This window comes from Saccharopolyspora spinosa NRRL 18395 (genome assembly GCF_000194155.1).
Lineage (GTDB): Bacteria > Actinomycetota > Actinomycetes > Mycobacteriales > Pseudonocardiaceae > Saccharopolyspora > Saccharopolyspora spinosa.
In genome coordinates, this window is the sequence record NZ_GL877879.1 from 362,801 (window position 1) to 386,808 (window position 24,008).

At 69.0% G+C, this 24,008-nt stretch carries 23 protein-coding genes and 3 pseudogenes; 22 read left to right on the top strand and 4 right to left on the bottom strand.

Features of this window, described 5'->3' with window-relative positions:
• Positions 1-7 precede the first annotated feature (7 nt).
• From SSPN_RS44815 to folK, 5 genes and pseudogenes are all read left to right on the top strand, one after another.
• Positions 8-283: pseudogene (locus tag SSPN_RS44815) on the top strand (GTP cyclohydrolase I); the annotation flags it as partial.
• A gap of 969 nt (positions 284-1,252) precedes the next feature.
• A pseudogene (folE, locus tag SSPN_RS44825) lies at positions 1,253-1,594 on the top strand (GTP cyclohydrolase I); the annotation flags it as partial.
• A complete protein-coding gene (gene folP / locus SSPN_RS0120775; RefSeq protein ID WP_029535555.1) occupies positions 1,591-2,442 on the top strand; it encodes a dihydropteroate synthase in 852 nt (283 codons plus the stop codon). The pseudogene folE and the gene folP, both read left to right, overlap by 4 nt.
• Positions 2,435-2,824: a dihydroneopterin aldolase gene (gene folB / locus SSPN_RS0120780; protein WP_010308116.1), complete on the top strand. Its 390-nt coding sequence runs from the start codon at positions 2,435-2,437 to the stop codon at positions 2,822-2,824. Before folP ends, folB begins: the two co-directional genes overlap by 8 nt.
• Before the next feature lie 122 nt (positions 2,825-2,946).
• A complete protein-coding gene (gene folK, locus SSPN_RS0120785) occupies positions 2,947-3,441 on the top strand; it encodes a 2-amino-4-hydroxy-6-hydroxymethyldihydropteridine diphosphokinase (RefSeq protein WP_029535556.1) in 495 nt (164 codons plus the stop codon).
• Between the two features lie 160 nt (positions 3,442-3,601).
• Here the strand turns inward: folK and SSPN_RS0120790 are convergent, their stop codons facing one another.
• Entirely contained in the window at positions 3,602-4,534 is a 933-nt protein-coding gene (locus tag SSPN_RS0120790) for a MerR family transcriptional regulator (RefSeq protein ID WP_010308123.1), read from the bottom strand.
• A 115-nt stretch (positions 4,535-4,649) separates the two neighbouring features.
• Here SSPN_RS0120790 and SSPN_RS0120795 point away from each other — a divergent pair, with 115 nt between their 5' ends.
• The 14 genes from SSPN_RS0120795 (at position 4,650) to SSPN_RS0120860 (ending at position 19,996) form a co-directional block, all read left to right on the top strand.
• Entirely contained in the window at positions 4,650-5,114 is a 465-nt protein-coding gene (locus SSPN_RS0120795; RefSeq protein ID WP_029535557.1) for a DUF3180 domain-containing protein, read from the top strand.
• A 173-nt stretch (positions 5,115-5,287) separates the two neighbouring features.
• Positions 5,288-6,082, top strand: a complete 795-nt coding sequence (locus tag SSPN_RS0120800) for a DUF6779 domain-containing protein (RefSeq protein WP_010308131.1) — start codon at positions 5,288-5,290, stop codon at positions 6,080-6,082.
• Between the two features lie 50 nt (positions 6,083-6,132).
• Positions 6,133-7,410, top strand: a complete 1,278-nt coding sequence (locus tag SSPN_RS44830) for a PrsW family intramembrane metalloprotease (protein ID WP_044575229.1) — start codon at positions 6,133-6,135, stop codon at positions 7,408-7,410.
• Positions 7,411-7,695: 285 nt separating this feature from the next.
• Entirely contained in the window at positions 7,696-8,595 is a 900-nt protein-coding gene (locus SSPN_RS0120810; protein WP_010308136.1) for a Rossmann-like and DUF2520 domain-containing protein, read from the top strand.
• Positions 8,592-9,503 (top strand): pantoate--beta-alanine ligase, encoded by a 912-nt coding sequence (panC, locus tag SSPN_RS0120815; protein ID WP_010308138.1) that lies wholly within the window; start codon positions 8,592-8,594, stop codon positions 9,501-9,503. Before SSPN_RS0120810 ends, panC begins: the two co-directional genes overlap by 4 nt.
• A gap of 96 nt (positions 9,504-9,599) precedes the next feature.
• Complete coding sequence (gene panD / locus SSPN_RS0120820) at positions 9,600-10,076, top strand: aspartate 1-decarboxylase (protein ID WP_010308140.1); 477 nt, start codon at positions 9,600-9,602, stop codon at positions 10,074-10,076.
• A 159-nt stretch (positions 10,077-10,235) separates the two neighbouring features.
• Positions 10,236-11,033, top strand: a complete 798-nt coding sequence (locus SSPN_RS0120825; RefSeq protein WP_010308142.1) for a type III pantothenate kinase — start codon at positions 10,236-10,238, stop codon at positions 11,031-11,033.
• 263 nt (positions 11,034-11,296) lie between these two features.
• On the top strand, positions 11,297-12,751 hold the full coding sequence (lysS, locus tag SSPN_RS0120830) for a lysine--tRNA ligase (RefSeq protein WP_085982145.1): 1,455 nt from the start codon (positions 11,297-11,299) through the stop codon (positions 12,749-12,751).
• Between the two features lie 186 nt (positions 12,752-12,937).
• On the top strand, positions 12,938-13,291 hold the full coding sequence (locus SSPN_RS0120835) for a histone-like nucleoid-structuring protein Lsr2 (RefSeq protein ID WP_010308148.1): 354 nt from the start codon (positions 12,938-12,940) through the stop codon (positions 13,289-13,291).
• Positions 13,292-13,577: 286 nt separating this feature from the next.
• Complete coding sequence (locus SSPN_RS0120840; RefSeq protein ID WP_010308151.1) at positions 13,578-14,660, top strand: FecCD family ABC transporter permease; 1,083 nt, start codon at positions 13,578-13,580, stop codon at positions 14,658-14,660.
• Positions 14,657-15,748, top strand: a complete 1,092-nt coding sequence (locus SSPN_RS0120845; protein ID WP_010308154.1) for a FecCD family ABC transporter permease — start codon at positions 14,657-14,659, stop codon at positions 15,746-15,748. Before SSPN_RS0120840 ends, SSPN_RS0120845 begins: the two co-directional genes overlap by 4 nt.
• Positions 15,745-16,623 (top strand): ABC transporter ATP-binding protein, encoded by an 879-nt coding sequence (locus SSPN_RS0120850; protein WP_010308156.1) that lies wholly within the window; start codon positions 15,745-15,747, stop codon positions 16,621-16,623. The genes SSPN_RS0120845 and SSPN_RS0120850 overlap by 4 nt, the downstream gene beginning before the upstream one ends.
• Before the next feature lie 242 nt (positions 16,624-16,865).
• Complete coding sequence (locus SSPN_RS0120855; protein WP_010308159.1) at positions 16,866-19,418, top strand: ATP-dependent Clp protease ATP-binding subunit; 2,553 nt, start codon at positions 16,866-16,868, stop codon at positions 19,416-19,418.
• Between the two features lie 260 nt (positions 19,419-19,678).
• A complete protein-coding gene (locus SSPN_RS0120860) occupies positions 19,679-19,996 on the top strand; it encodes an SDR family oxidoreductase (RefSeq protein ID WP_010308162.1) in 318 nt (105 codons plus the stop codon).
• 31 nt (positions 19,997-20,027) lie between these two features.
• On the opposite strand, the gene SSPN_RS0120865 is transcribed toward SSPN_RS0120860, so the two are convergent.
• Positions 20,028-20,753: a DedA family protein gene (locus SSPN_RS0120865; protein ID WP_044575236.1), complete on the bottom strand. Its 726-nt coding sequence runs from the start codon at positions 20,751-20,753 to the stop codon at positions 20,028-20,030.
• A gap of 414 nt (positions 20,754-21,167) precedes the next feature.
• On the opposite strand from SSPN_RS0120865, the gene SSPN_RS0120870 reads away from it, so the two are divergent.
• On the top strand, positions 21,168-21,488 hold the full coding sequence (locus SSPN_RS0120870; RefSeq protein WP_010308169.1) for a transcriptional regulator: 321 nt from the start codon (positions 21,168-21,170) through the stop codon (positions 21,486-21,488).
• 87 nt (positions 21,489-21,575) lie between these two features.
• Complete coding sequence (locus tag SSPN_RS0120875; protein WP_010308170.1) at positions 21,576-21,761, top strand: hypothetical protein; 186 nt, start codon at positions 21,576-21,578, stop codon at positions 21,759-21,761.
• Positions 21,762-22,168: 407 nt separating this feature from the next.
• Here SSPN_RS0120875 and SSPN_RS51475 read toward each other — a convergent pair.
• Positions 22,169-22,474: pseudogene (locus tag SSPN_RS51475) on the bottom strand (ATP-binding cassette domain-containing protein); the annotation flags it as partial.
• A gap of 102 nt (positions 22,475-22,576) precedes the next feature.
• Between SSPN_RS51475 and SSPN_RS0120885 the strand changes: the two are divergent.
• Positions 22,577-23,578, top strand: a complete 1,002-nt coding sequence (locus SSPN_RS0120885; protein WP_010308175.1) for an endonuclease/exonuclease/phosphatase family protein — start codon at positions 22,577-22,579, stop codon at positions 23,576-23,578.
• A 94-nt stretch (positions 23,579-23,672) separates the two neighbouring features.
• On the opposite strand, the gene SSPN_RS0120890 is transcribed toward SSPN_RS0120885, so the two are convergent.
• Positions 23,673-23,981 (bottom strand): antibiotic biosynthesis monooxygenase family protein, encoded by a 309-nt coding sequence (locus SSPN_RS0120890; protein ID WP_029535561.1) that lies wholly within the window; start codon positions 23,979-23,981, stop codon positions 23,673-23,675.
• Positions 23,982-24,008 lie beyond the last annotated feature (27 nt).

Here is a 24,008-nt window from a genome sequence, read left to right on the forward strand (position 1 = left end):
CGAGCCGATCGGGGCGGGAGGCGACTCCCGTCCCGACGGCTCTTTCCACATTCCCCAGTTCGACCACGCCCGCGCCGAGGCGGCCGTCCGGGAGCTGCTGCTCGCGGCCGGTGAGGACCCGGACCGGGAGGGCCTTCGGGACACCCCGGCCCGCGTCGCCCGCGCCTACCACGAGCTGTTCGCGGGGCTGTATACGAACCCCGACGAGGTCCTGGACAAGACCTTCGACGAGGCCCACGAGGAACTCGTCCTGGTCCGCGACATCCCGGTGTACTCCCAGTGCGTGCCGAGCAAGCAGACCGTCAACCTGGTCGGTGGCGCGAAGCCCGCTCGGGACGTCCGGATCGGTGATCGTTTCTGGACCCTCGTCGACGGCAAGGTCGAGCAGACCGAGGTCGTCGAGGTCAGTTCGCACCAGAAGCGCGAACTCGTCGAGGTCGTCACGGAGAAGGGCCGATTCCAGGTCACTCCTGACCATCCGCTGGCAACGCCGCAGGGGTGGCAGGAAGCCAAGGATGTGGCGGGTACCTACATCGAGTGGACGCCGCCGAAGAAGCTGTGCCGCCAGCGCTGGCAGCCGAAGATCGGTTACGAATTCGGTTACGCGCTGGGAGCGTTGTGCTCGGACGGCACGGTCGGCGACCATTACGTGTCGTTGGTGGTGAACGATCGCGACGTCGCGAAGAACTTCGCCTACGCACTCGACCAGGCCTTCGGCACAGACGCCGCGATCGAGGAGATCGAGCGGCCGTCCGGCCACCTGCAACGCCAGGTCGAGGGCTTCCGCGTGCGAGTCGTTTCCTCCTACCTGGCTGACCTGGTGCGCCAGTACGTCGGAGGGGACGCGCACCACCAGCGGCAGCGGTTCCCGCGAGTCGTGATGTCGAACGAGACCACGTTCAGGGGCTTCCTGGACGGCTGCGTGGACGGCGACGGGTGCCGAATGAGTAGTCGTCGCTTCCGGGTGATCACAGGACGCAACGTGCCGTTCCTCGATGACATCGCGCGGGTGATCTCCGCGAGGTTCACGCCAAGTCTGACGCAGGCTTCGGAATTGTACGTTTCGGACGACTGGATTCTCCGCCACGGATTCGCCCAGGAATCGCACCGTACCGATCTTATCGAGTCGCAGTGGGTTAAAGTCGAATCGGTTCGTTCGCTGGAAGCGTCTGGAGCAGAGCCGTACACGGTTCATAGTTTTAAATGCGATCCGCATCCGACATTTCTGATTAATGGACATCTGACCCACAACTGTGAGCATCACCTTTTGCCATTTCATGGAGTTGCTCACATTGGATATATTCCTAATGAAATGGGTCGGGTGACCGGGCTGTCCAAGCTGGCCAGGCTGGTGGACCTCTACGCCAAGCGCCCGCAGGTGCAGGAGCGGTTGACCTCGCAGGTCGCCGATGCGCTGGTGCGCAGGTTGGAGCCTCGCGGGGTGATCGTGGTGATCGACGCCGAGCACCTGTGCATGGGCATGCGCGGGGTTCGCAAGGCCGGTTCGACGACCACGACCTCCGCGGTGCGCGGTCAGTTCCGCAGCTCGGCTTCCTCGCGCTCCGAGGCGTTGTCGCTGATCAGGGGTCGATGATGCATTCGCTGATGCCGCACCCGCCGCGCTGCGCGGTGATGGGCGTGCTCAACGTGACCCCGGATTCGTTCTCCGACGGCGGGCGCTACCTGGACCGGGCGGCGGCCGTCGCGCACGGCATCGAGATGCACCGGCTGGGCGCGGACATCATCGACGTGGGCGGTGAGTCGACCCGGCCCGGCTCGGAACGCGTCGACGCCGCCACCGAGATCGAGCGCGTGCTGCCGGTTGTGCGCGAGCTGGTCGCCGCCGGTGTTCCGGTGAGCGTGGACACCACCCGCGCCAAGGTCGCGGCGGCGACCGCAGAGGCCGGCGCGGCGATGATCAACGACGTCTCGGGCGGCCTGGCCGACCCGGACATGGTGCACGTCGCGGCGGACACCGGGCTGCCGTGGGTGCTGATGCACTGGCGCGGCCACAGCAAGGACATGATCAGCCTCGCGGTGTACCAGGACGTCGTCGCGGAGGTGCGCGATGAGCTGCTGCAGCAGGTCGACGCGGCGCTGACCGCCGGCGTGGCCGAGGACGCGATCGTGCTGGACCCGGGGCTCGGGTTCGCCAAGAGCGGGGCGCACGACTGGCAGCTGCTGCAGCGGCTCGACGTCTTCGCGGGCCTGGGTTTCCCGGTGCTGGTCGGGGCCTCGCGCAAGCGGTTCCTCGGGCGACTGCTGGCCGACGCCGACGGCAAGCCGCGGCCGCCCGCCGGGCGGGAGACGGCGACCGCCGTGGTGTCGGCGCTGGCGGCGGATCGCGGGGCCTGGGGCGTGCGGGTGCACGACGTCCGGCAATCCTTGGATGCCGTCGCGGTGACCGCCGCGTGGCGCAACGGAGGAGAACTCGGTGGCTGACCGGATCACGTTGACCGGCCTGAAGGTGCGGGGCAACCACGGCGTCTTCGATCACGAGAAGCGCGACGGGCAGGACTTCTTCGTCGACATCACGGTTTGGATCGACCTCGGGGACGCCGCAACGAGCGACGACCTGGCGAAGACGCTGCACTACGGCGAGCTGGCCGAGCGGGCCGCGGCGATCGTCGCCGGGCCGCCGAAGGACCTGATCGAGGCGGTGGCCGGCGAGATCGCGGACGACGTCATGTCCGACGAGCGGGTGCACGCCGCCGAGGTCACCATCCACAAGCCGAGCGCGCCGATCCGGCTGACCTTCGCGGACGTGGCGGTGACCATCCGCCGCTCCCGCCGCGGCGGTCGCGGCAACGTCGTCCCGGCGTGAGCCGTGGGGTTCAGTGAGCGCTTTCGGGTGCTACGGCGCCTCTAGCTACGGGGCCGAAAAGCGGTCACGGGTGTTCAGCAAAACGGTGCCCTTCGCGGGCCGTGCGATATCGGGAGGTTGCTTTGAGCAGGGCGGTGCTTTCGCTCGGGTCGAACCTCGGGGACCGGCTGGCGTACCTCCGGCTCGCCGTCGAAGGCCTCTCGGACGTGCTGGTCGCGGCGTCCCCGGTGTACGAGACGGCGCCGTGGGGGGTCACCGACCAGCCGGACTTCCTCAACGCGGTGCTCATCGTGGAATCGCCGGAACTCGACGAGTGGGGCTGGTTGCGCCGGGGCCAGGCGCTGGAGCGGCAGGCCGAACGCCGCCGCGAACAGCGTTGGGGCCCTAGGACTTTGGACGTCGATGTGGTCACTGTGGACGGTGTCCGCAGCGAGGACCCCGAGCTGCTGCTGCCGCACCCCGGCACGCCGAGCCGCGCCACCGTGCTGATCCCGTGGCTGGCGATCGAGCCGAACGCCGAACTGCCCGGCCACGGCCGCGTCGCGGACCTCCTAGAAGCCTTGCCCCGCAACGAGATCGACGACGTCCACCGCCGCGCCGACTTGGCGCTCCGCTGATCGTCCACTGAGGAATCCTGGGTCCGGCGCAGTTTGGCGAGAAGCTGCGCTGTCCCGGGCGATCCCAGTTTCCGCCGGGCAGTGGTCGATTTTCCGCGAAATCGACCACTGCCCGGATGCGGCTCCTCGCGAGATCGCGCCCGCCCGGGTGATGCGCCGCTTACTCGTTCGACGCGCGGAGGGCGGCGGCCAGCCATCGGGTGGTGGCCGCCGTGACCGGGTGCTTCGGCCAGTTGTTGATGGTCGCCAGCAGTTCCCAGTAGCGCGACATCCGCTCGTCGGTGCGGTTCTCGTAGTCTGCCGCGAGCTCGCGGCGGGACGCCGCGGTGTCGGCCCGGCCCCACAGCGCCATCATCCGCTTGGCCAGGGCCTGAGCCTCGGCGCCCTCCGGTGACGTCCCCGACTCGACGAGCACCCGCGCCTCGTCGGTGACCGCCCACCACTTCTGTGCTTCTTCCTGGTCCGCCACCAGCGTTTCGCCGGCGTCGCGGCGGTCGGAGTGCTCCTGGTACAGCGCCCGGACGGCGCGCCGGAAGTCGGGTTCCCGCACCAGTTTGGCCAGCTCGATCCAGGCCTCCAGCTGTTCGGCCGTCGGGTCGGCGGGCAGGTTCGGTTTGGCCTGGCGTAGCCAATCCGTGAATCCCGGGGTGATGTTGAGGTCCGCGCTGACCTCGTCCCAGAACTCGTCGATCAGCCGGTTGCGCTCCTCGTCGGACATTTGCGCCAGCTTGTGCATGAGTCGTACCTCCTCGGTCGATCGGTCGAGCTTCACGACCGCCCGCAGCACCGCCCTCCGGGTCTGCAGCACGCGCATCTGCTCCTCCAGCAGCTCCAGGTGCGCCTTGGCCAGGTTCGAGAGCGTGGTCTCGCTGGCGAGGAACCGCTGCACCTCGTTCAGCCCGGCGCCCAGCTCGCGCAGGGTGCGCACCAGCTCCAGCCGGCTGATGGCCGTCACGTCGTAGCGCCGGTAGCCGGCTGCGGTTCGGTCGGTGGGCGGCACCACGCCGCTGTCGGAGTAGAACCGGATCGTCTTGACGCTCAGCCCGGTTCGCCGGGCCAGCTCGCCGATCGTGTAGAGCACGGTGTCGTCCACGGGATTCACCTTCGACCCTCCAGTCGGTGGAGACTCAAGGGCATTTTCGCCCGCGGATGGTCAGGGTGAGGTGAGGTGCCATGCTGGAACCGTGGCACCGCGACACGCAGAGCACCTGACCTTCACCAAGCCCCGGCAGCTCATCGTGGGCGGCTTGGCCGCGGCCGTCGTGGTCTACCTGCTCTCCAGGCTGGCGTACGGCGAGCTGCCGCCGCTGCCGCTGCTGGCCGGGGCGACGCTGCTGTTGATCGCGCTCATCGACCTGTTCCTGGCGTTGAACATGCGGCCGCGGGTCAAGCGCAAGCCGGGCACCGAACCGGTCGACGGGCTGACCGCCGCGCGCGCGGTCGCGTTGGCCAAGGCGTCGTCGCTGGCTGGCGCGATCATGGCCGGGGCGTGGGTGGGGCTGATCGCTTTCCTGTTGCCGCGGCTCGGCACTGTCGAGGCAGCCCGGGCGGACACCTTCGCCGCGGTGATCGGGGCGATCAGCGCGGGCGCGTTGATCGCGGCCGGGCTCTGGCTGGAGAACTGCCTGCGTAATCCGGATGAGCCGGAAGAGCCTTACGACGACGAGGAATGAGCCGACTCGTTCGGCCGTTCGGTCGGCGGTGCGCTGCGCCGCACCGGCCAAAGCGGAGACCGGTCTCTTCCCTAGAGATCTCGAACTGATAACCGCCCGGTACCGTAGTGGGCATGTCCGAACGCGGCAGCACCGAATCCGGATCCCGCAGGGGGCGATCGACAGCCTTGTGGATGCTCGTGCTAGTGCTCGCCGCGGCCGCCACGGTGGTGCTCGTGCTCACCAACGACGCCCGCCTGCTGCGCCTCGGGCTCGTCGCCGCGCTGTGGTCGGCGCTGATCGGCGCCTTCGCGGTCGCCAAGTTGCGCAACCGCGTGGTGGAAGGCGAGCAGCACGCGGCGGACAGCCAGCGTATCTACGAACTCGAACTGGAGCGGGAGATCGCGGCCCGCAGGGAGTTCGAGCTGGAGGCCGAGGCCGAGGCGCGGCGCAAGGCCGCCGACGAGTCGGAGAGCGAATTGCAGGCGCTGCAGGCGGAGCTGCGCCGACTGCGCGAGAGCCTGGAGAAGGTGCTCGGCGGCGACGTGCTGTTCGAGCGGGTCGCGCTGCGCGCCGAATCCACCCGGGTCCGCTCGCTGCCCGAGCGCGGCAAGGTGGAGGGCCAGCTCGTCCCGCCGCCAGGGCGCGAACTTCCCGCCGCACCAACGCCTTCCAACGGCGCCCAGCCCACCACCGAGCTGATCACCACGTTGTCCGGGGAGCAGCCGGAGCGGCGGCCCAAGCAGCGGCAGCGGCCCAAGCCGCAGCCAGCCCAGGTGCACCCGTCCCGCCCCGCCGCGGCCAAGCGCCCGGAGGCATCGCGTCGCGCCGAGCCGTCGGCGCCGTCGGAGGCCAAGCCCGAACCGGTCGCCCCGCCGCCGGAGCCGGATCCGGCGGGCGCGCACGCCGAGGGGACCTCGGTGAACGACTTGCTAGCCGCGTACGGGGGTACCTCCGATGCGCAACGCCGACGCCGCCGACGCGCCTGAGACGGTGACTATCCGGGCACCTGTCCGAGCCGTTATCTAGGGTTTTGTCCGTGTCGAGTCCTGATCTTCAGAGACAGCCTGCCGATCTGTCCGGCGCGCGCAGGCTCCAGAGCCGCAAGCACCACGCCGTCGGATGGCCCGTCGCCGGCCTGATCGTGCTCGGAATGTGCGGGTTGGTGATGGCCGGCGTCACCACCTCGAAGGTTGGGGTGGCGCCCGCGCTGGTCGGGGCGGTGGCCGCCCTGCTGCCGGTGGGCGTGGTGTTCGCCGCGATCATCTGGATCGACCGCTGGGAGCCGGAACCGCCGATGCTGCTGCTCGGCGCGTTCCTGTGGGGCGCCGGCGGGGCGACCGCGTGTTCGCTGCTGCTCAATGACGCCATCACCGACCTCGGCAACGTCCTGTTCGGCCCGGACAACCGGTTCTTCCTCACGGCGGTGGCGGGCCCGCTGGTGGAGGAGGCGGCGAAGGCGCTGTTCGTCGTGGCGCTGTGGTTCCGCCGCCGGTCGGAGTTCAACGGGCTGGTCGACGGCATCGTCTACGCGTCGCTAACCGCGGCGGGCTTCGCCTTCACCGAGAACATCCTGTACTTCGGCAAGGCTTTCGCCGCCGGCGGGCTGGGCAGCGTCGGTGGCGGAGTCGTGGCGGTGTTCATCCTGCGCGGGGTGCTCGCGCCGTTCTCGCACCCGCTGTTCAGCTCGATGTTCGGCATCGGCATCGGGTTGGCCTCGCGGACCGACAGCAAGCGGCTGCGGCTGCTGTACCTGCTGGTCGGGTTCGCTGGCGCGGTGCTCGTGCACGCGGTGTGGAACACGTCGACGCTGCTCGGTGGCACGGAGTTCCTGAACGTCTACTTCCTGATCATGGTGCCGATCTTCCTGGGCACCTTCTGGCTCGTGGTGTGGCAGCGCAAGCGGGAGCAGCGGATCGTCATCCAGCAGCTGCCGGTGCTGGAACGGGCCGGGCTGATCGTGCGCAGCGAGATGGACATGCTCGCGACGCTCGCGGGTCGGCGCGGCTGGCTGCGCAAGGTGCGGCGCAGCGCCGGGAACGAGGCGGCGAAGGCGGTGCGGGACTACCAGATCGCGGTCACCGAGCTGGCGTTCCTACAGCACCGGGCCGCGCAGGGGCAGACCACCAGCGCGGCGCGCCGGGCTCGTCGCGAGAAGCTGATCGAGGACCTGAAGCACGCGCGACGGTCGGCGGCGGGCACGCAGCAGGCGATCCAGACGGCCCGCATCAAGCTCACGGAGCTGACCCAGCACAACCTCCGGCGCCCGCCGGGCCCCAGGAACCCGAGGCCCCCGATCCAGCGCTCCCGGGACTGACCGCGATTTCAATGGAAATCGGACCGTCGTTTTCCATTGAAATCGCGGACCTCCGGCGTGTCGGGCCACGACATGCCGGAGGGTGTGGACAACTCCGTGCGATTTCAATGGAAATCGGATCTTCGATTTCCATTGAAATTGCGGACCCACGGGTGTGCGTCAGGACCGGGATTGCGTGGTTCTCGCCACCTGGGGGACACGGCGGCGGGATCGGCGGGCTACTCTCGCGCTGCTGTCTGGTACCCGGTGGTTGGGACTGGAACGGTAGGGGAGGACGACGTGGTAATGGCTGCTGGTCGCACGGGCCCTCGGCTGCGGGTCGGAGTCATCTCGGCCGGCCGGGTCGGTGCCGTGCTGGGTGCCGCGCTGCAACGCGCGGGTCACCAGGTCGTCGCGGTCTCCGCCGTCTCCGAGGCGTCGCTGCGCCGGGCCGAGGAACTGCTCCCCGGGGTCGCCGTGCTGCCGCCCGACGAGGTGGCCCTGCAAGCCGATCTGGTGCTGCTGGCGGTGCCGGACGACGCCATCGCCGGGCTGGCCCGCGGTCTGGTCGCCACCGGATCCCTGCGCGCCGGGCAGATTCTCGTGCACACCTGCGGCGCGCACGGCGTGGACGTCCTCGCCCCGGCCGCCGACGTAGGCGTGCTGCCCTTGGCGCTGCACCCGGCCATGACCTTCACCGGCCGCGCGGAAGACGTCGAACGCCTCGCCAACGCCTGCATGGCCGTCACGGCGTCCGGTGTGGACGACGCGGGTTGGCACGTCGCGGAGGCGTTGGCGCTGGAGCTCGGGATGGAGCCGGTGCGGGTGCCGGAGGAGTCCCGCCGCCTCTACCACGCCGCGCTCACCCACGGTGCCAACCACCTGATCACCCTGGTCAACGAGTGCGCCGAGCTGCTGCGTGGCGCGGGTATCGAAATCCCGGACCGGGTCATGGCACCGATCCTGTCCGCCTCGCTGGACAACGCGCTACGCCTCGGCGACCGCGCCATCACCGGTCCGGTGATGCGCGGCGACGCCGGCACGGTCCGCGCGCACCTGGCCGCACTGGGCGGGGAGAACCCCGAAACCGTGGCCAGCTACCGCGAGCTGGCGAAGCGGACCGCGGAGCGCGCCGAGCAGGCCGGAATCCTGCGCGCGGACGGGGCCGCGGCGGTCCGCGAAGCGCTGGACGAGGAGCCCTCATGAGCATTGCAGACACTGGAGTCGTCATGAGCGAAAGCCCGGGTTTCGCGCGGGGCGAGCTGACCGTGCACCGCGAGCCCGCCGAACTGGCCCGCGTCACCCGCGCCCTGCGGGCCACCGGCCGCCGGATCCACCTGGTGCCGACGATGGGCGCGCTGCACCGCGGCCACCTGAAGCTGATCCGCCGGGCCCGGGACATCAACGCCGTCACCGTCGTGTCGATCTTCGTGAACCCGCTGCAGTTCGGACCGAACGAGGACTTCGACCGCTATCCGCGCACCTTTGAGGCCGATCTGGAAGCGTGCCGGGAAGCCGGGGTGGAGCTGGTCTTCGCGCCGTCGGTCGACACGATGTACGGCCCCGACCCGCAGATCACCGTCCACTCCGGACCGCTGGGCGTGCAGCTGGAGGGCGCCTCCCGGCAGGGGCACTTCGACGGGATGCTCACAGTGGTCCTGAAGCTGCTCAACGTCGTGCGGCCGGACCTGGCGTTCTTCGGCGAGAAGGACTACCAGCAGCTCGTGCTGATCCGCCGGATGGCGCGGGAGCTGAACCTGGACGCCCGGATCCAGGGCATCCCCACCGTGCGGGAAGCGGACGGCTTGGCGCTGTCCTCCCGCAACGCCTACCTCAACGCCGAGCAGCGCGAGGCGGCGCTGGTGCTCTCCGCGTCGTTGACCGCCGCGGCGCACGCCGCGGCGGCGGGAGCGGATGCGGCGCTCAACGCCGCCGGTGCCGTGCTGGCCACGGAGCCGTCGGTGGACGTCGACTACCTGGAGCTGCGCGACACCGAGCTGGGCCCGGCCCCAGCAGGTGGCGAGGCGCGGCTGCTGGTGGCGGCCAAGGTCGGATCGACGAGGTTGATCGACAACGCACTGGTGCTGCTGGGCAGCCCCGGCGTGTCGGAATAGAGATGAAGCGGCGAACGCGCGGGTGCCTGTCGAGACGGATCGGGCGTCGCGCAAGATACGTCGGCAAACCGCGGTATCAGCAGTAGGAGGTCTGCGATGTTCCGCACCATGCTGAAGTCCAAGATCCACCGCGCCACGGTGACCCAGGCCGATCTGCACTACGTCGGTTCGGTGACCGTCGACGCCAACCTGATGGATGCCGCGGACCTGCTGGAAGGCGAGCAGGTCGCCATCGTCGACGTCACCAACGGCGCGCGGCTGGAGACCTACGTGATCACCGGCGAGCGCGGCTCGGGGGTGATCGGTATCAACGGCGCCGCCGCGCACCTGATCGAGCCCGGCGACATCGTGATCCTGCTGTCCTACGGCGTGATGGACGAGATGGAGGCGCGTTCGGTGCGGCCGAAGGTGATCTTCGTCGACGCGGACAACCGGATCCTGGAGCAGGGCGACGACCCGGGTAGCGCCCCGGAGGGTTCCGGCCTCACCAGCGCGGCGGTGCTCGCCGACCCCACGGCCGAGACGGACGACGCCGCGAAGCTCGACGCACTCCTGCAACAGCCGGAGCACTGAGCTCTGCGCGGCGGGTTCGTGGCCGGTTTGCGCGGCGGTGCGGGTTGAGTGCGTGGTGAAAGAGGAAGCGGCGTCGCCGCTTGCCTGACGTCAGAGCCCAGCCGAGCGCGGCGGCGCCACCGCCCGCGTGATCGCTGACAACCGAAGGGACGAACGACGGTGCTGCTCGCCATCGACGTCGGAAACACCAACATCGTGCTCGGCCTCTACGCGGACCGCCCCGAGGTCGCGGACGTCGCCACGACGCTGGTGCGGGACTGGCGGGTGCGCACCGAGCCGCGGATGACCGCCGACGAGATGGCGCTGACGATGCGCGGGCTGCTCGGGGACTACGCGGACGAGATCACCGGCATTGCGGCGCTGTCCACAGTGCCCGCCCTGCTGCGCGAACTCCGCGTCATGCTTGGCCGCTACTGGAGCGACGTGCCGTGCGTGGTCGTCGAGCCGGGCGTACGCACGGGGGTGCCGCTGCTGGTGGACAACCCGAAGGAGGTCGGCGCGGACCGGGTGATCAACACCCTGGCGGCGCACCACCTGCACGCGACCAACTGCGCGGTGGTCGACTTCGGCACGTCCACGAACATCGACGTCATCTCGGCCAAGGGCGAGTTCCTGGGCGGGGCGTTCGCCCCGGGCATCGAGATCTCGCTGGACGCTTTGGCCTCGCGGGCCGCGCAGCTGCGCAAGGTCGAGCTGGTCCGGCCGCGATCGGTGATCGGCAAGAACACCGTGGAGTGCCTGCAGTCCGGCATCCTGTTCGGCTTCGCGGGTCAGGTCGACGGACTGGTGCGCCGCATCGTCGCGGAGCTGGAGTCCACCCACGGCGGCCCCACCACCGTCATCGCCACCGGCGGCCTGGCGCCGCTGGTGGTGACCGAGTCGACGACGATCACCCACCACGTCCCGGACCTGACCCTCCTCGGCCTCCGCCTCGTCTTCGACCGGAACTTCCGCTGACACCGGAGGTCCCGACTCCTCGGGATCCGAGAGGACTGGTCGTGCGCGTACCGGGGATCCCGGGGTCGGGAAGGCGTCCGAGGTTCCACCCCTCGCGCCGCAGCGGGGCCGAGCTGGAACAGGATCGTGGTGTCGACCGCTGAAAAGGCTCCTGGTGGTGGGTGGTGGGAGGGCGAAACGTACCCTTGGAGGCCGTGACTGACCAGGACCTTCCCAACCCACCGGCAGCCAGCGCTGACGGCGTCGATGACCTGCCGGAACAGATGCGGATCCGGCGGGAGAAGCGGGAGCGCCTGCTCGCCGCCGGAGTCGACCCGTACCCGGTGAACCTGCCGATCACGCACAGCCTGTCCCAGGTGCGCGCCACCCACCAGGACCTGGCACCCGATACCGCCACCGGCGAGCAGGTCGGCGTCGCGGGCCGCGTGATGTTCCTGCGCAACACCGGAAAGCTATGCTTCGCCACGCTGCGCGGCGGCGACGGCACCGAGCTGCAGGCGATGCTCAGCCTCAAGCAGGTCGGCGAGGACGCCCTGGCGTCCTGGAAGAGCGATGTGGACCTCGGCGACCACGTCTTCGTGCACGGCGAGGTGATCACCTCCCGGCGCGGCGAGCTGTCCGTGATGGCCGACGAGTGGCGGATGGCGGCCAAGACGCTGCGCCCGCTGCCGGTGATGCACAAGGACCTCGGCGAGGAGACCCGGGTCCGGCAGCGCTACGTCGACTTGATCGTCCGCAAGCAAGCCGCCGACACGGTTCGTACTCGCGCCGCGGTGCAGAGTTCGCTGCGCGATTCGTTCAATCGGCGCGGTTTCGTCGAGGTGGAAACACCGATGTTGCAGACGTTGCAAGGCGGTGCCGCCGCGCGTCCGTTCACGACGCATTCCAACGCCTTCGACATCGACCTGTTCCTGCGGATCGCGCCGGAGTTGTATCTGAAGCGATGCGTCGTCGGCGGGATCGAGAAGGTTTTCGAGATCAACCGGAACTTTCGCAACGAGGGTAGTGATTCTTCCCACTCGCCCGAGTTCGCGATGTTGGAGTTCTACCAGGCGTATGCGGATTACGACGACATGGCGACGCTCACCAGGTCGCTGATCCAGGAAGCGGCCGAAGCGGTCGCGGGTTCGCAGGTGGTCACCTGGTTCGATGGGGCCGAGTACGACTTGTCCGGTGAGTGGGAGTCGATCAAGATGTACGACTCCTTGTCGGAAGCGCTGGATTCGGAGATCACTCCGGAAACTTCGGTTGAGGCGTTGCGCAAGCACGCGGACTCCTACGGATTGCAGACCGATCCCGCGCACGGTCACGGAAAGCTCGTCGAGGAGCTGTGGGAGCACCTGGTCGGCGATCATTTGACCGCGCCCACCTTCGTTCGAGACTTCCCGTTGGAGACCTCGCCGTTGACCCGGCAACACCGCAGCGAGCCGGGGTTGGCGGAGAAATGGGACCTGTACGTTCGCGGGTTTGAGCTGGCCACCGGATACTCCGAACTCGTCGATCCGGTCGTGGAACGCGCCCGGCTCGAGGACCAGGCGGCTCTCGCGGCCGCGGGTGATGACGAGGCCATGCCGATCGACGAGGACTTTCTCCGGGCGCTGGAGTATGGAATGCCACCCAGCGGTGGGGTCGGAATGGGTATCGACCGGTTGTTGATGGCGTTGACCGGGCTGGGTATCCGGGAGACGATCCTCTTCCCACTGGTCCGCCCGGAATGACCCGATCAGGGCGGACATCGGTGAATTTTCCGGCCCGGGTGAGTGCAATAGGGCAGTTACTGCGCTAACCTGAGCTCAGAATGTTCCGGTGACGGCTATTGACGTACTCGCAAGGGAGTTGCGCTCCTAGCGGATGGTCGCTGTCCCGCTAATTGACAATTTTTGGCTCCGGGGAGGACTTCGAAGATGGCGCAGAAGGTTACTGTCACTCTTGTCGACGATCTGGACGGCGGGCAGGCCGACGAAACCGTTGAGTTCGGATTGGACGGCGTCGCCTACCAGATCGACCTTTCCGCCGACAATGCCGGCGAGTTGCGGGATGCCCTGGCGAACTACGTCTCCAACGCGCGTCGGGCCGGCGGACGCAAGAAGCCGGGGCCGCGCCCGGGTGCCACGGCGCGTGCCGCTGGCGGCTCCACGAGTGCCGATCGCGAGCAGAACCAGGCTATTCGGGAATGGGCTCGCAAGCGCGGCCTGAAGGTGTCGGACCGGGGTCGTATCCCCGCCGACATCGTGGAGCAGTACCACCAGGCGAACTGAAGGAACCGTCGAGGGGCGTTTGCGCGGCTCACCAGCCGGCAAACGCCCCTCGTTGCGTTCGGATAACCCTATTCACCGCTTAGCGGGCGGAAAAGCGCGACCGATCATCAACGCGAGGTTCTGTCCGATTGTCGCCCCAGTCGCCCTTTTTCCGGATGCGCCCGGCGTCGGTCGCCGTCGCCGGGCGCCGATATGTGACATCGGACAATCCACCCACCCCTGTTGATTCGGCATTAGGTGGGCCTAACCTAAGTGCGGTCCGGACGAGTGGCAGAGGGAGTGGGACGTGAGTCGCAGCGTGGCCGTCGGCAGCCCTCGCGCATCCGGGCACGGTGCGGCGCTCGTGTCCGCTGGCGGCACCCGCCTGCGACAACGCCGGCGCCGCCGGGTCGTCGGCATCGCGGTCCTGCTGGCCGTGCTGGTGGTCGCCTGCGTGCTCAGCGTGGTGATCGGGGCCAAGACGATCCCGCTGCAGGACGTGTGGGCCGGGCTGTTCGCGCCCACCGGTACCGAGAACGACCTGATCATCCGCGAGCTGCGGGTGCCGCGCACGATCGTCGGCGTCCTCGCGGGCGCGGCGCTGGGCCTGGCGGGCGCGCTGATGCAGGGCCACACCCGCAACCCGATCGCCGACCCCGGCATCCTCGGCATCACGCAGGGCGCGGCGCTGGCCGTCGTCCTCGCGGTCTACACCTTCGGCGTCACCACGTTGCTCGGCTTCATCTGGTTCGGCTTCGCCGGCGCGCTGCTGGGCGCGCTCGCGGTGTTCGCGATCGGCTCCCTCGGCCGCGGCGGCCCGACACCGGTGACGCTGGCGCTGGCCGGCACCGCGATCAGCCACCTGCTGCAGGCCATCACCTCGGCGCTGGTGATCTCAGACCAGCAGACTATGGACACCTACCGGTTCTGGAAGGTCGGATCCATCGCGATCACCGACACCGCGGTGATCCCGCAGGTGCTGCCGTTCTTGGTGGTGGGCGTCGTGCTGGCGCTGGCCAACGCGTCCAGCCTCAACGCCCTGTCGCTGGGCGACGACGTGGCCCGCTCGCTCGGCCACCGCGTCGAGTGGGCGCGCCGGGCGGGCATCGCCGGGATCGCGATCCTGGTGGGCGGGGCGGTCGCGATCTGCGGGCCGATCGGGTTCGTCGGGCTGATCGTGCCGCACGCGGCCCGCTTCTTCACCGGCGCCGACTACCGCTGGCTGCTCCCGTTCGCCGGGCTGCTGGGCGCGTCGCTGGTGCTGCTCGCCGACGTCCTCGGCCGGATCGTGGCGCGGCCGTCCGAGGTGCAGGTCGGGGTGATGCTGGCGATGGTCGGCGCACCGTTTTTCATCGCGCTCGTGCGCCGCCGGAAGTTGGTGCGGTTGTGACCCGGGTTCTCGACAACGAGCAGTCAGGCGTCGCCGGTCGCCGACCGGTCCGGCTCGGCCCGTTCTCCGCGGTGCTGCGCTGGCGGCCCCTGGTGGCGCTGCTGGGCGGTTTGGTCGTGCTGCTGGCGGTCTTCGTGCTCAACGTCGGCCTCGGCGAGTACCAGATCAGCCCGCTGGAGGTGCTCAACACGCTGTTTGGCGGCGGCGATCGGGCGCAGCAGATCATCATCTGGGAATTGCGGTTGCCGAGGTCGCTGACCGGTCTGTTGGTCGGCGCCGCGCTCGGCCTCTCCGGAGCGATCATGCAGGCGCTCGCCCGCAACCCGCTGGCCAGCCCGGACATGCTCGGCATCACCTGGGGCGCGGGCACCGCCGCGACCCTGGTGATTGTGCTCGGCGGCACGGCGGGCAGCCTCGCGGGCGCGCTGGCGAACTACGGCCTGCCGCTGGTGGCGCTGGCGGGCGGGCTGATCACCGGCATCGCGGTCTACGCGCTGGCCTACCGCCGCGGCGTGGACTCCTTCCGGCTGGTGCTGGTCGGCGTCGGTGTCAGCGCGCTGGCGGGCAACGCGACCTACTGGCTGCTGACCGTCGGCGACGTCACCGACGCGAGCCGGGCCCTGGTGTGGCTGACGGGCAGCCTCAACGCGCGCGGCTGGGAGCACGTGATCCCGGTGGCCATCGTCCTCGTCGTGCTGATCCCGCTGACGCTGATCGGCACGCATGTGCTCGGGGCGCTGCAGTTCGACGACGACATGGTACGCGGGCTGGGCGTCCGGATGGACTTCTCGCGCGGCGCGCTGCTGCTGGCATCGGTCGCGCTGGCGTCGATCGCCACCGCCGCGGCCGGGCCGATCCAGTTCGTCGCACTGGCCACCCCGCAGATCGCGCTGCGCGTCGCGCGCACCTCGCGCCCGCCGCTGCTCACCGCGGCGGTGCTGGGTGCCGCGCTGGTCGTCGGCTCCGACGTGATCTCCCGGACCGCCTTCGGCGGCCTGGAGCTCCCGGTCGGCATCATCACCGCCATCCTCGGCGCTCCGTACCTGATCTACCTGCTCGTCCGTCGGTACCGGGAGGTCCGCGCATGACCGCATCCGCCACGTCCAGCGAGAAGGCTGAGGACCAGCGCGCCGTGTCGGCCAATGGGGAACGGCAGCGGCTGCACGCCAGCGACCTGCAGTTGGCCTACGGCGACCGCGTCATCGTCGACGGCCTGGACTTCGACGTCGTGGACGGCACCATCACCGCGGTGATCGGCCCGAACGGCTGTGGCAAGTCGACGCTGCTGCGCGCGCTGGGGCGCCTGTTGCACCCGAAGCGCGGCAACGTGCTGCTGGACGGCAAGCAGATCCACAAGATGTCCACCAAGGAAGTCGCCAAGGTGCTCGGGGTGCTCCCGCAGTCGCCGGTGGCGCCCGAGGGCCTGACCGTGGCCGACCTGGTCGCCCGCGGTCGGCACCCGCACCAGTCCTGGTACCGGCAGTGGTCCTCGGACGACGAGTCGGCGGTGGCCGAGGCGCTGGGCATGACCGGCATCGAGGACCTCGCCGACCGCACGCTGGACGAGCTCTCCGGCGGCCAGCGGCAGCGCGCCTGGCTGTCTATGGCGTTGGCGCAGGGCACCGACCTGCTGCTGCTCGACGAGCCGACCACCTACCTCGACCTGTCCCACCAGGTGGACGTGCTGGAGCTCGTCGGACGACTGCACGACGAGAGTGGCCGTACCGTCGTGATGGTGCTGCACGACCTGAACCTGGCCGCCCGCTACGCCGACCGGCTGGTGGCGATGAAGGGCGGCGCGATCGTCGCCGAGGGCGAGCCGGGCGAAGTGCTCACCGAGGAACTGTTGGCCGAGGTTTTTGAGCTGAACGCGCGGGTGATTGCTGATCCCGTGGCGGGTACCCCGATGGTGGTCCCGATCGGCGGCCGACGTGGTGCGTCCGCCGATCAGTCCAGCTCGTAGGGTCTGTTCGCGCTGAGCGGACAGGGCTATCCGATCGGCCGAAATCCGGAATCCCGCAGGCCAGCGGGTCGTTGGTCAGGGTGCCAGGCAAGAATTTGGGCAGTAGGCCGTAGCGGGCACGGACCGCGACCGGGTGGGGCTACTACAGTGGTCCTCAAGAGTGCTGAACCCGTCGTGGGCATCGGCGATGCAGGAGCCGTGTCCCGGAACGAGACCGCCGGCGCAGCAGTCAGGGAGTGCGAATGTTCGAGAGGTTCACCGACCGCGCGAGGCGGGTGGTCGTCCTGGCCCAAGAAGAGGCCCGGATGCTCAACCACAACTACATCGGCACCGAGCACATTCTCCTGGGCTTGATCCACGAGGGTGAGGGTGTCGCCGCCAAGGCGTTGGAGTCGCTGGGTATCGCGCTTGAGGGCGTGCGCCAACAGGTCGAGGAGATCATCGGCCAGGGGCAGCAGGCTCCGAGCGGACACATCCCGTTCACCCCACGGGCGAAAAAGGTGCTGGAGCTGTCGCTGCGTGAGGCGTTGCAGCTCGGCCACAACTACATCGGTACGGAACACATCCTGCTCGGGTTGATCCGCGAGGGCGAGGGCGTGGCCGCGCAGGTGCTGGTCAAGCTTGGTGCGGATTTGAACCGGGTGCGCCAGCAGGTGCTGCAGTTGCTGTCGGGTTACCAGGGCAAGGAGCCGGCCGAGGCTGGTGGCCGCGGTGAAGGCACGCCGTCGTCGTCGCTGGTGCTGGACCAGTTCGGGCGGAACCTGACGCAGAGCGCCCGCGAAGGCAAGCTGGACCCGGTGATCGGCCGGGAGAAGGAAATCGAGCGGATCATGCAGGTCCTCTCGCGGCGCACCAAGAACAACCCGGTGCTCATCGGTGAGGCCGGTGTCGGTAAGACGGCGGTCGTTGAGGGATTGGCGCAGAAGGTCGTCAAGGGCGAGGTGCCTGAGACGCTGAAGGACAAGCAGCTCTACACCCTGGATCTGGGATCGCTGGTCGCTGGTTCGCGTTACCGCGGTGATTTCGAAGAGCGCTTGAAGAAGGTGCTCAAGGAGATCAAGACCCGCGGCGACATCATCTTGTTCATCGACGAGATCCACACTCTGGTGGGTGCGGGTGCCGCCGAGGGCGCGATTGATGCGGCGAGCATCCTCAAGCCGATGCTGGCCCGTGGTGAGTTGCAGACCATTGGTGCCACCACGCTGGAGGAGTACCGCAAGTACGTGGAGAAGGACCCGGCGTTGGAGCGCCGGTTCCAGCCGATCCAGGTCGGTGAGCCGTCGTTGCAGCACACGGTGGAGATCCTCAAGGGCCTGCGGGACCGCTACGAGGCGCACCACCGGGTGTCGATCACGGATTCGGCGCTGGTGGCGGCGGCGAGTCTGGCCGACCGCTACATCAACGACCGGTTCCTGCCGGACAAGGCGATCGACTTGATCGACGAGGCCGGTGCCCGGATGCGGATCCGCCGGATGACCGCGCCGCCGGACCTGCGGGAGTTCGACGAGAAGATCGCTGATGTGCGTCGGGAGAAGGAGTCCGCGATCGACGCGCAGGACTTCGAGCGGGCCGCCCGCCTGCGGGACGAGGAGAAGCAGCTCCTCGGCCAGAAGGAGGAGCGGGAGAAGCAGTGGAAGGCCGGTGACCTGGACGTGGTCGCCGAGGTCGACGACGAGCAGATCGCCGAGGTGCTGGCGAACTGGACGGGTATCCCGGTGTTCAAGCTCACCGAGGAGGAGACAACCCGGCTGCTGCGCATGGAGGACGAGCTCCACAAGCGCATCATCGGCCAGAACGATGCGGTCAAGGCCGTGTCGCAGGCGATCCGCCGCACTCGTGCGGGCCTGAAGGACCCGAAGCGTCCGTCGGGGTCGTTCATCTTCGCTGGCCCCTCCGGTGTGGGGAAGACAGAGCTGTCGAAGGCGTTGGCGGAGTTCCTCTTCGGTGACGACGACGCGCTGGTGCAGATCGACATGGGCGAGTTCCACGACCGCTACACCGCGTCGCGGCTCTTCGGTGCCCCGCCCGGGTACGTCGGTTACGAGGAGGGTGGCCAGCTCACCGAGAAGGTGCGGCGCAAGCCGTTCTCGGTGGTGCTCTTCGACGAGATCGAGAAGGCCCACCAGGAGATCTACAACACGCTGTTGCAGGTGTTGGAGGACGGCCGCCTGACCGATGGTCAGGGCCGGACGGTGGACTTCAAGAACACGGTGCTGATCTTCACCTCGAACCTCGGTACGCAGGACATCTCCAAGGCTGTTGGTCTGGGCTTCTCCAGTGGTCAGGGCGCCGATTCCAACTACGAGCGGATGAAGAACAAGGTCAATGAGGAGATGAAGAAGCATTTCCGGCCGGAGTTCCTCAACCGCATCGATGATGTGATCGTGTTCCACCAGCTCACGGAGGCCGAGATCATCCAGATGGTTGATCTGCTCGCGGGCCGGGTGGAGAAGGCGCTCAAGGCCAAGGACATGGACCTGGAGCTGACGGACAAGGCGAAGAAGTTGCTGGCCAAGCGCGGGTTCGACCCGGTGCTGGGTGCGCGGCCGCTGCGCCGGACGATCCAGCGGGAGATCGAGGACAAGCTGTCCGAGAAGATCCTCTTCGGCGAGGTCCAGCCGGGCCAGATCGTGATCGTCGACGTCGAGGGCTGGGACGGCGAAGGAGCCGACGACAAGGCCCACTTCACCTTCCGCGGCGAGCAGAAGCCGTCGCTGGTCCCGGACGCCCCGCCGGTCGCGGTCTCGGCGAGCTCCGACGACAAGCAGGAGGACACGGGCACCGAGTCCGCCTGACGCACCACCAGAAGGCCCCGCGCCCACTAAGGGCGCGGGGCCTTCTGCTGTCGCCGGAGCTGGGTTCGGCCGGTCGGGGTCCGTGAGTGCTTTCGGGTGCTATGGCGTGCTATGGCGGCTGAAAGCACGCACGGGGCTTGAGCAACGGGAACGGTGGAAGGGGCTGGGTGCGGCCTGAGTTGGCCGATTTTCTCCGGGGTCGACGCGGATTCGCGTCGGGCCTGTCGATGTCGGGCTCGAGGCGCAGAGCGGTCGCGCGGGTGATCAGCCGCGATCCCGCCGCCGTCCGGCTGCCGGAGCAGGTCGAGATAGTTCGCGGTGATCTGGCCGGACCACCGGCGTCGGTGCTGGACGGGATTTCCAAGGTGTTCCGCTACCCCGATCGCGGCGGAGTGGGCGGTTTCCTGGACGACGCCCGAGCCGCAGGCGTGGAGCACCTCGTGCTGCTGTCGGCAAACGTCGTCACGGTCCCGGGCGGCTCCGACCTCCGCTGGTCCGGCTGCACGCGTCGGCCGAGCGGGCAGTGCTCGATTCCGGGCTGGCCTGGGCGTCGGACTTCCGCTGACTTTTCGAGGTGAGGGGCACCCTTGGGCCGGACGAGTGGTGTGGTCAGCGGATGCGGCGGATTTCTTCGGTGGGGGCGTCGGCGCTGACCCGGGCGAGCTGAACGGTGGGGGATTCGGACAGCTGGCGTTCCCGGCGGTTGTTGCGGACGCGGACCACCACGAACGCCACGACCGTCAGGACCGCCGTGATCAGGACCGCCCGGGAGAGCAGGCCCGCGTACTCCTCGACCAGGTACCAGTGCTGGCCCAGCAGGTAGCCCGCCAGCACGAAGGCGGTGTTCCAGATCAGGCTGCCGAGCGTGGTGAACAGAACGAACGCGGTCAGGCGCATGCGCTCGACCCCGGCGGGCAGCGAGACGAAGCTGCGGAACAGCGGGATCATCCGCCCGAAGAACACCGCCTTGACGCCGTGCTTGGCGAACCAGGCCTCGGTCTTGTCGATGTCGGAGATCTTGACCAGCGGGATCTTCGCGGCGATGGCGCGGGTGCGCTCGCGGCCGAGTGTCGCGCCGAACCCGTAGAGCGCCAGCGCGCCCACCAGCGAGCCGAGCGTGGTCCAGAAGATCGCGCCGATCACCGACATGCTGCCCTGGCTGGCGGTGAACCCGGCCAGCGGCAGGATCACCTCGCTGGGCAGCGGCGGGAACAGGTTCTCTAGCGCGATAATCAGCCCGGCGCCGGGACCGCCGAGAGCTTCCATCACCGCGATCACCCAGGCGGTGAAGCCGGTCGGTTCGGCGGGGGTGGCGGCTAACGTCGTCAGATCCATGCGAGCGGCTCCGGGATTGCGCGCCCCGCAGGCGGCCGCGAGCACGCGAGCCGCAACGGCGGAACGACTGATCGGCAGAATGTCCGTTTGCTCCATGATTCCAGCCCGCAGCAGCCTTCCCGCCGGCGCGGCGGTGATCTATGCCATATCCGGGCCCGTTGCTCCGTCCATCGGAGCGAACGGCCTGTTCACTTCGTTTGGTGGCGCGAACGGTCCGTTCGCGCCAGGAACCGGATGGAGCGAACGGACCGCTGGTTCCCTCTAGCGCTGCGGACAGGCCGTTCGCCGCCGGTGGCGGGCGAACGGCCCGCCGAACCCACGGTTGCGGGTGCTGCAACGCCCGCTCGAACCATCTGTCCATTTAGGACGATTCGTCGATCAGCAGCCAGCCCCTGTTTCGCGGCGGAACCGGCGTTGGTGGTGCTGGACAACTGCGAGCACGTGATCGAGGCCGCCGCCGAGTTCCGTCGCAGGGCGACAGCCCGGCTGCGGGCGATGAGCATCCGCCAGGTCGCCGATCGGCTCGACGACCGATTTCGGTTGCTCACCAACGGGAATCGCACCTCCATGCCGCGGCACCGGACGCTCAGACCGCCGCAGCCCGGCCTGCACTACTCGGAGCAGGTTGGGTGGCTGAACCGGCTGGACGCCGATCACGACAACATCATCGCGGCACTGCACTGGGCGACCGAGGTCGGCGACGCGGACCGGGAATCCGGTTGGGGGCGGCGATGACCTGGTACTGGTCGCTGTCCGCGCAGCACGACGAGCTCAAGGCCCAGCTGAAAGCGGTGTCCGCGCTGACTTCCCGGCACGATCGCGGTGACCGGCTCCGTGCTGACCCTGTTCGCGGTTTCGATGTACCCGCGAAGGGCTTGGGAACGCGATGTTCCACTGGCCGTGATGATCTTCGGATTCGTGGTGTGGGCCGTGCTCGCCTACCGCTACTTCCGCCGCTGGAAAGCCCAGTACGCCGGTCGCTGCGGCGGGTCGACGTGTCCCGTTTGATCATCTTGTCCGAGGTGCGCCACCTGCGACAGCGGGTTGTGGCAAAACCCTCGATCGATCCCTCCCGCCCCCGACGCGGGAGGGATCGACCGTGGGCTGTCGTGAAGATTATTCCGCTTCGGTCGGGGGGGAGATCCCGGGCGACCCACTCATCAGGCCACCGCCACCGCTTGGTCAGGTCTCGTGCGTGCGTTGGGCTTGCTATAGCGGCCCGAAGCTTGCACGCGGCGCTTGATCACATCCAGCGGCGGTAGGCCCACATCGCCAGCGGGAAGAACACCGCCATGATCGCCACCGTCCAGATCAGGGTGGCTGTCGGCGGTCCGACGACCGGGCCGCCGATCATCAGGCCGCGCGGTGTCCGCGAGCTTGGTGACCGGGTTGACGTTCACCCAGGCCTGCAGCCAGCCCGTCAGATCCTCGTCGACCGAGGCGTACTGGCCGGTGAGCCCGATGCGGCTGCGCACCGCGACCGGCTGGCGGAGCACGTCGTACCCGGCGACGCTGGCCGTTCCGGCATCGGGCCGAAGTAGCGTGGCCAGATGCGGACCCGTTGTGGTCTTGCCCGCACCGTTGGGGCCGAGCACGCCGAGGATCGTCCCGGCGGGCACGCCGAGGATCGTCCCGGCGGGCACGGCGAGATCGACCCCGGCCAGCGCGGTGGTGGAGCCGAACCGTTTGACCAGGCCCTTGACGTGGATCGCGAATGACATGCAACCTCCTTCGGCTTGCGCCCACCAATGTCGCCGAGGGTCCTGACAGGCCGCGCACAGCTCGCTGACAGGCTGGGTGAGGCGGACGACAAGGGGAGTCACATGGATCAGACGTTGCTGGCCGAGCCGGAGCAGGAGCACCGGCCGCGCCGAAAGCCCGGTGGGCGTGCGATCACGGTGCTGCTGCTGTTGGCCACGTTCGGCTTCCTGGTGTGGGCGGCGCTGCCGCTGGCCGGATTGGACGGCGACCGGTACACGGTCGCGCTGGTGGCGCTCACCCAGTACGCGTTGCTGGTCGGCATCGTGCTGGCGTTGCTCGGCTTGGTGCTGCGGCGCTGGTTGACCGCGCTCGTCGTCGGCCTGGTCACCGCGGCCCTGGCGCTGTCGGTCGTGCCTAGGGCGATTCCAAACACGACCCCGGCGCAGGGCGTGCCGCTGCGGGTGCTGTCGCTGAACGCCTACTTCGGCGGCGCGGACGCCGCGCAGGTCGTGAACCTGGTGCGGCAGAACCAGGTCGACGTGCTCAGCCTGCAGGAACTCACGCCCGAGATGGTGGCCTCGCTGGACGCCGCCGGACTCGCCGAAGTGTTGCCGCACCGGGTGTTCCAACCGGGGCCGAAGGCGGACGGCACCGGGATCGCCTCCCGCTATCCGCTGCAGGAACTGGCGCTGGTGCCGCAGACGACGCTGGCCCAGCCTTCGGCACGGGTGCAGGTGCCGGGGGCGCGGGACTTCGAGATCGTGGCGGCGCACCCGCTGTACCCGATGGGCCACGACACCGCCGAGGTCTGGGCCAGCGACCTGCGCGCGTTACCGGGACCGGCCGCCGACGGAACGCCCCGGATGCTGGCGGGCGACTTCAACGCGACCCTCGACCACACCCGCCTCAAGTACCTGCTCAACCAGGGCTACACCGACGCCGCCGAGGTCACCGGTGCCGGTCTGCACCCGACCTGGCCGGGTCCGGGCTCCTGGTTCCCGCCGCCGGTCACGATCGACCACGTGCTCACCAGCAAGGGCATCGCCGCGCAGTCCTACCGGACCTTCGACGTGGCGGGCGCCGACCACCGCGCGATCCTCGCCACGCTCGTCCTGACGCGCTGACACACCCCAGCACGATCAGCGTTCGCCCAGCCCATTGCTCGGGAGCGCTTCGGGCCGCCAGGGCAGCCCGAAGCAGTCACGAGCCCTGAGCGAGTCAGGCACCCGGGTGGGACTCCTGGACGACCTCGAACTCCAGGAGGCTGGAGCCGGTGGCCACCGGGTTCTTGGCCTCACCCGCGTGCGCCGCCTTGGCCGGGCCGCTGGCCCACGCCTGGAACGCCTCCTCGGACTCCCACTTCGTGTAGACGAAGTACCGGTCCTCGCCCTTGACCGGGCGCAGCAGCTCGAAGCCGAGGAAGCCGGGAGCGCTGTCCACGGAGCCGTGCCGCGAAGCGAACCGCTTCTCCAACTCCGGGCCGGAGCCCTCGGGAACCTCGATTGCATTGATCTTCACAACAGCCATGTAGTCAGCCTACGAGCCTGAAGGGGT

Excerpts from the sequence above, each read along its gene's own strand:
- folP (WP_029535555.1), top strand. The coding sequence starts at position 1,591 with ATGATGCATTCGCTGATGCCGCACCCGCCGCGCTGCGCGGTGATGGGC.
- SSPN_RS0120800 (WP_010308131.1), top strand. The coding sequence starts at position 5,288 with ATGCTCGTGCTAGTGCTCGCCGCGGCCGCCACGGTGGTGCTCGTGCTC.
- SSPN_RS0120810 (WP_010308136.1), top strand. The coding sequence starts at position 7,696 with ATGGCTGCTGGTCGCACGGGCCCTCGGCTGCGGGTCGGAGTCATCTCG.
- panC (WP_010308138.1), top strand. The coding sequence starts at position 8,592 with ATGAGCATTGCAGACACTGGAGTCGTCATGAGCGAAAGCCCGGGTTTC.
- panD (WP_010308140.1), top strand. The coding sequence starts at position 9,600 with ATGTTCCGCACCATGCTGAAGTCCAAGATCCACCGCGCCACGGTGACC.
- lysS (WP_085982145.1), top strand. The coding sequence starts at position 11,297 with ATGCGGATCCGGCGGGAGAAGCGGGAGCGCCTGCTCGCCGCCGGAGTC.
- SSPN_RS0120835 (WP_010308148.1), top strand. The coding sequence starts at position 12,938 with ATGGCGCAGAAGGTTACTGTCACTCTTGTCGACGATCTGGACGGCGGG.
- SSPN_RS0120850 (WP_010308156.1), top strand. The coding sequence starts at position 15,745 with ATGACCGCATCCGCCACGTCCAGCGAGAAGGCTGAGGACCAGCGCGCC.
- SSPN_RS0120855 (WP_010308159.1), top strand. The coding sequence starts at position 16,866 with ATGTTCGAGAGGTTCACCGACCGCGCGAGGCGGGTGGTCGTCCTGGCC.
- SSPN_RS0120865 (WP_044575236.1), bottom strand. The coding sequence starts at position 20,753 with ATGGATCTGACGACGTTAGCCGCCACCCCCGCCGAACCGACCGGCTTC.
- SSPN_RS0120885 (WP_010308175.1), top strand. The coding sequence starts at position 22,577 with ATGGATCAGACGTTGCTGGCCGAGCCGGAGCAGGAGCACCGGCCGCGC.
- SSPN_RS0120890 (WP_029535561.1), bottom strand. The coding sequence starts at position 23,981 with ATGGCTGTTGTGAAGATCAATGCAATCGAGGTTCCCGAGGGCTCCGGC.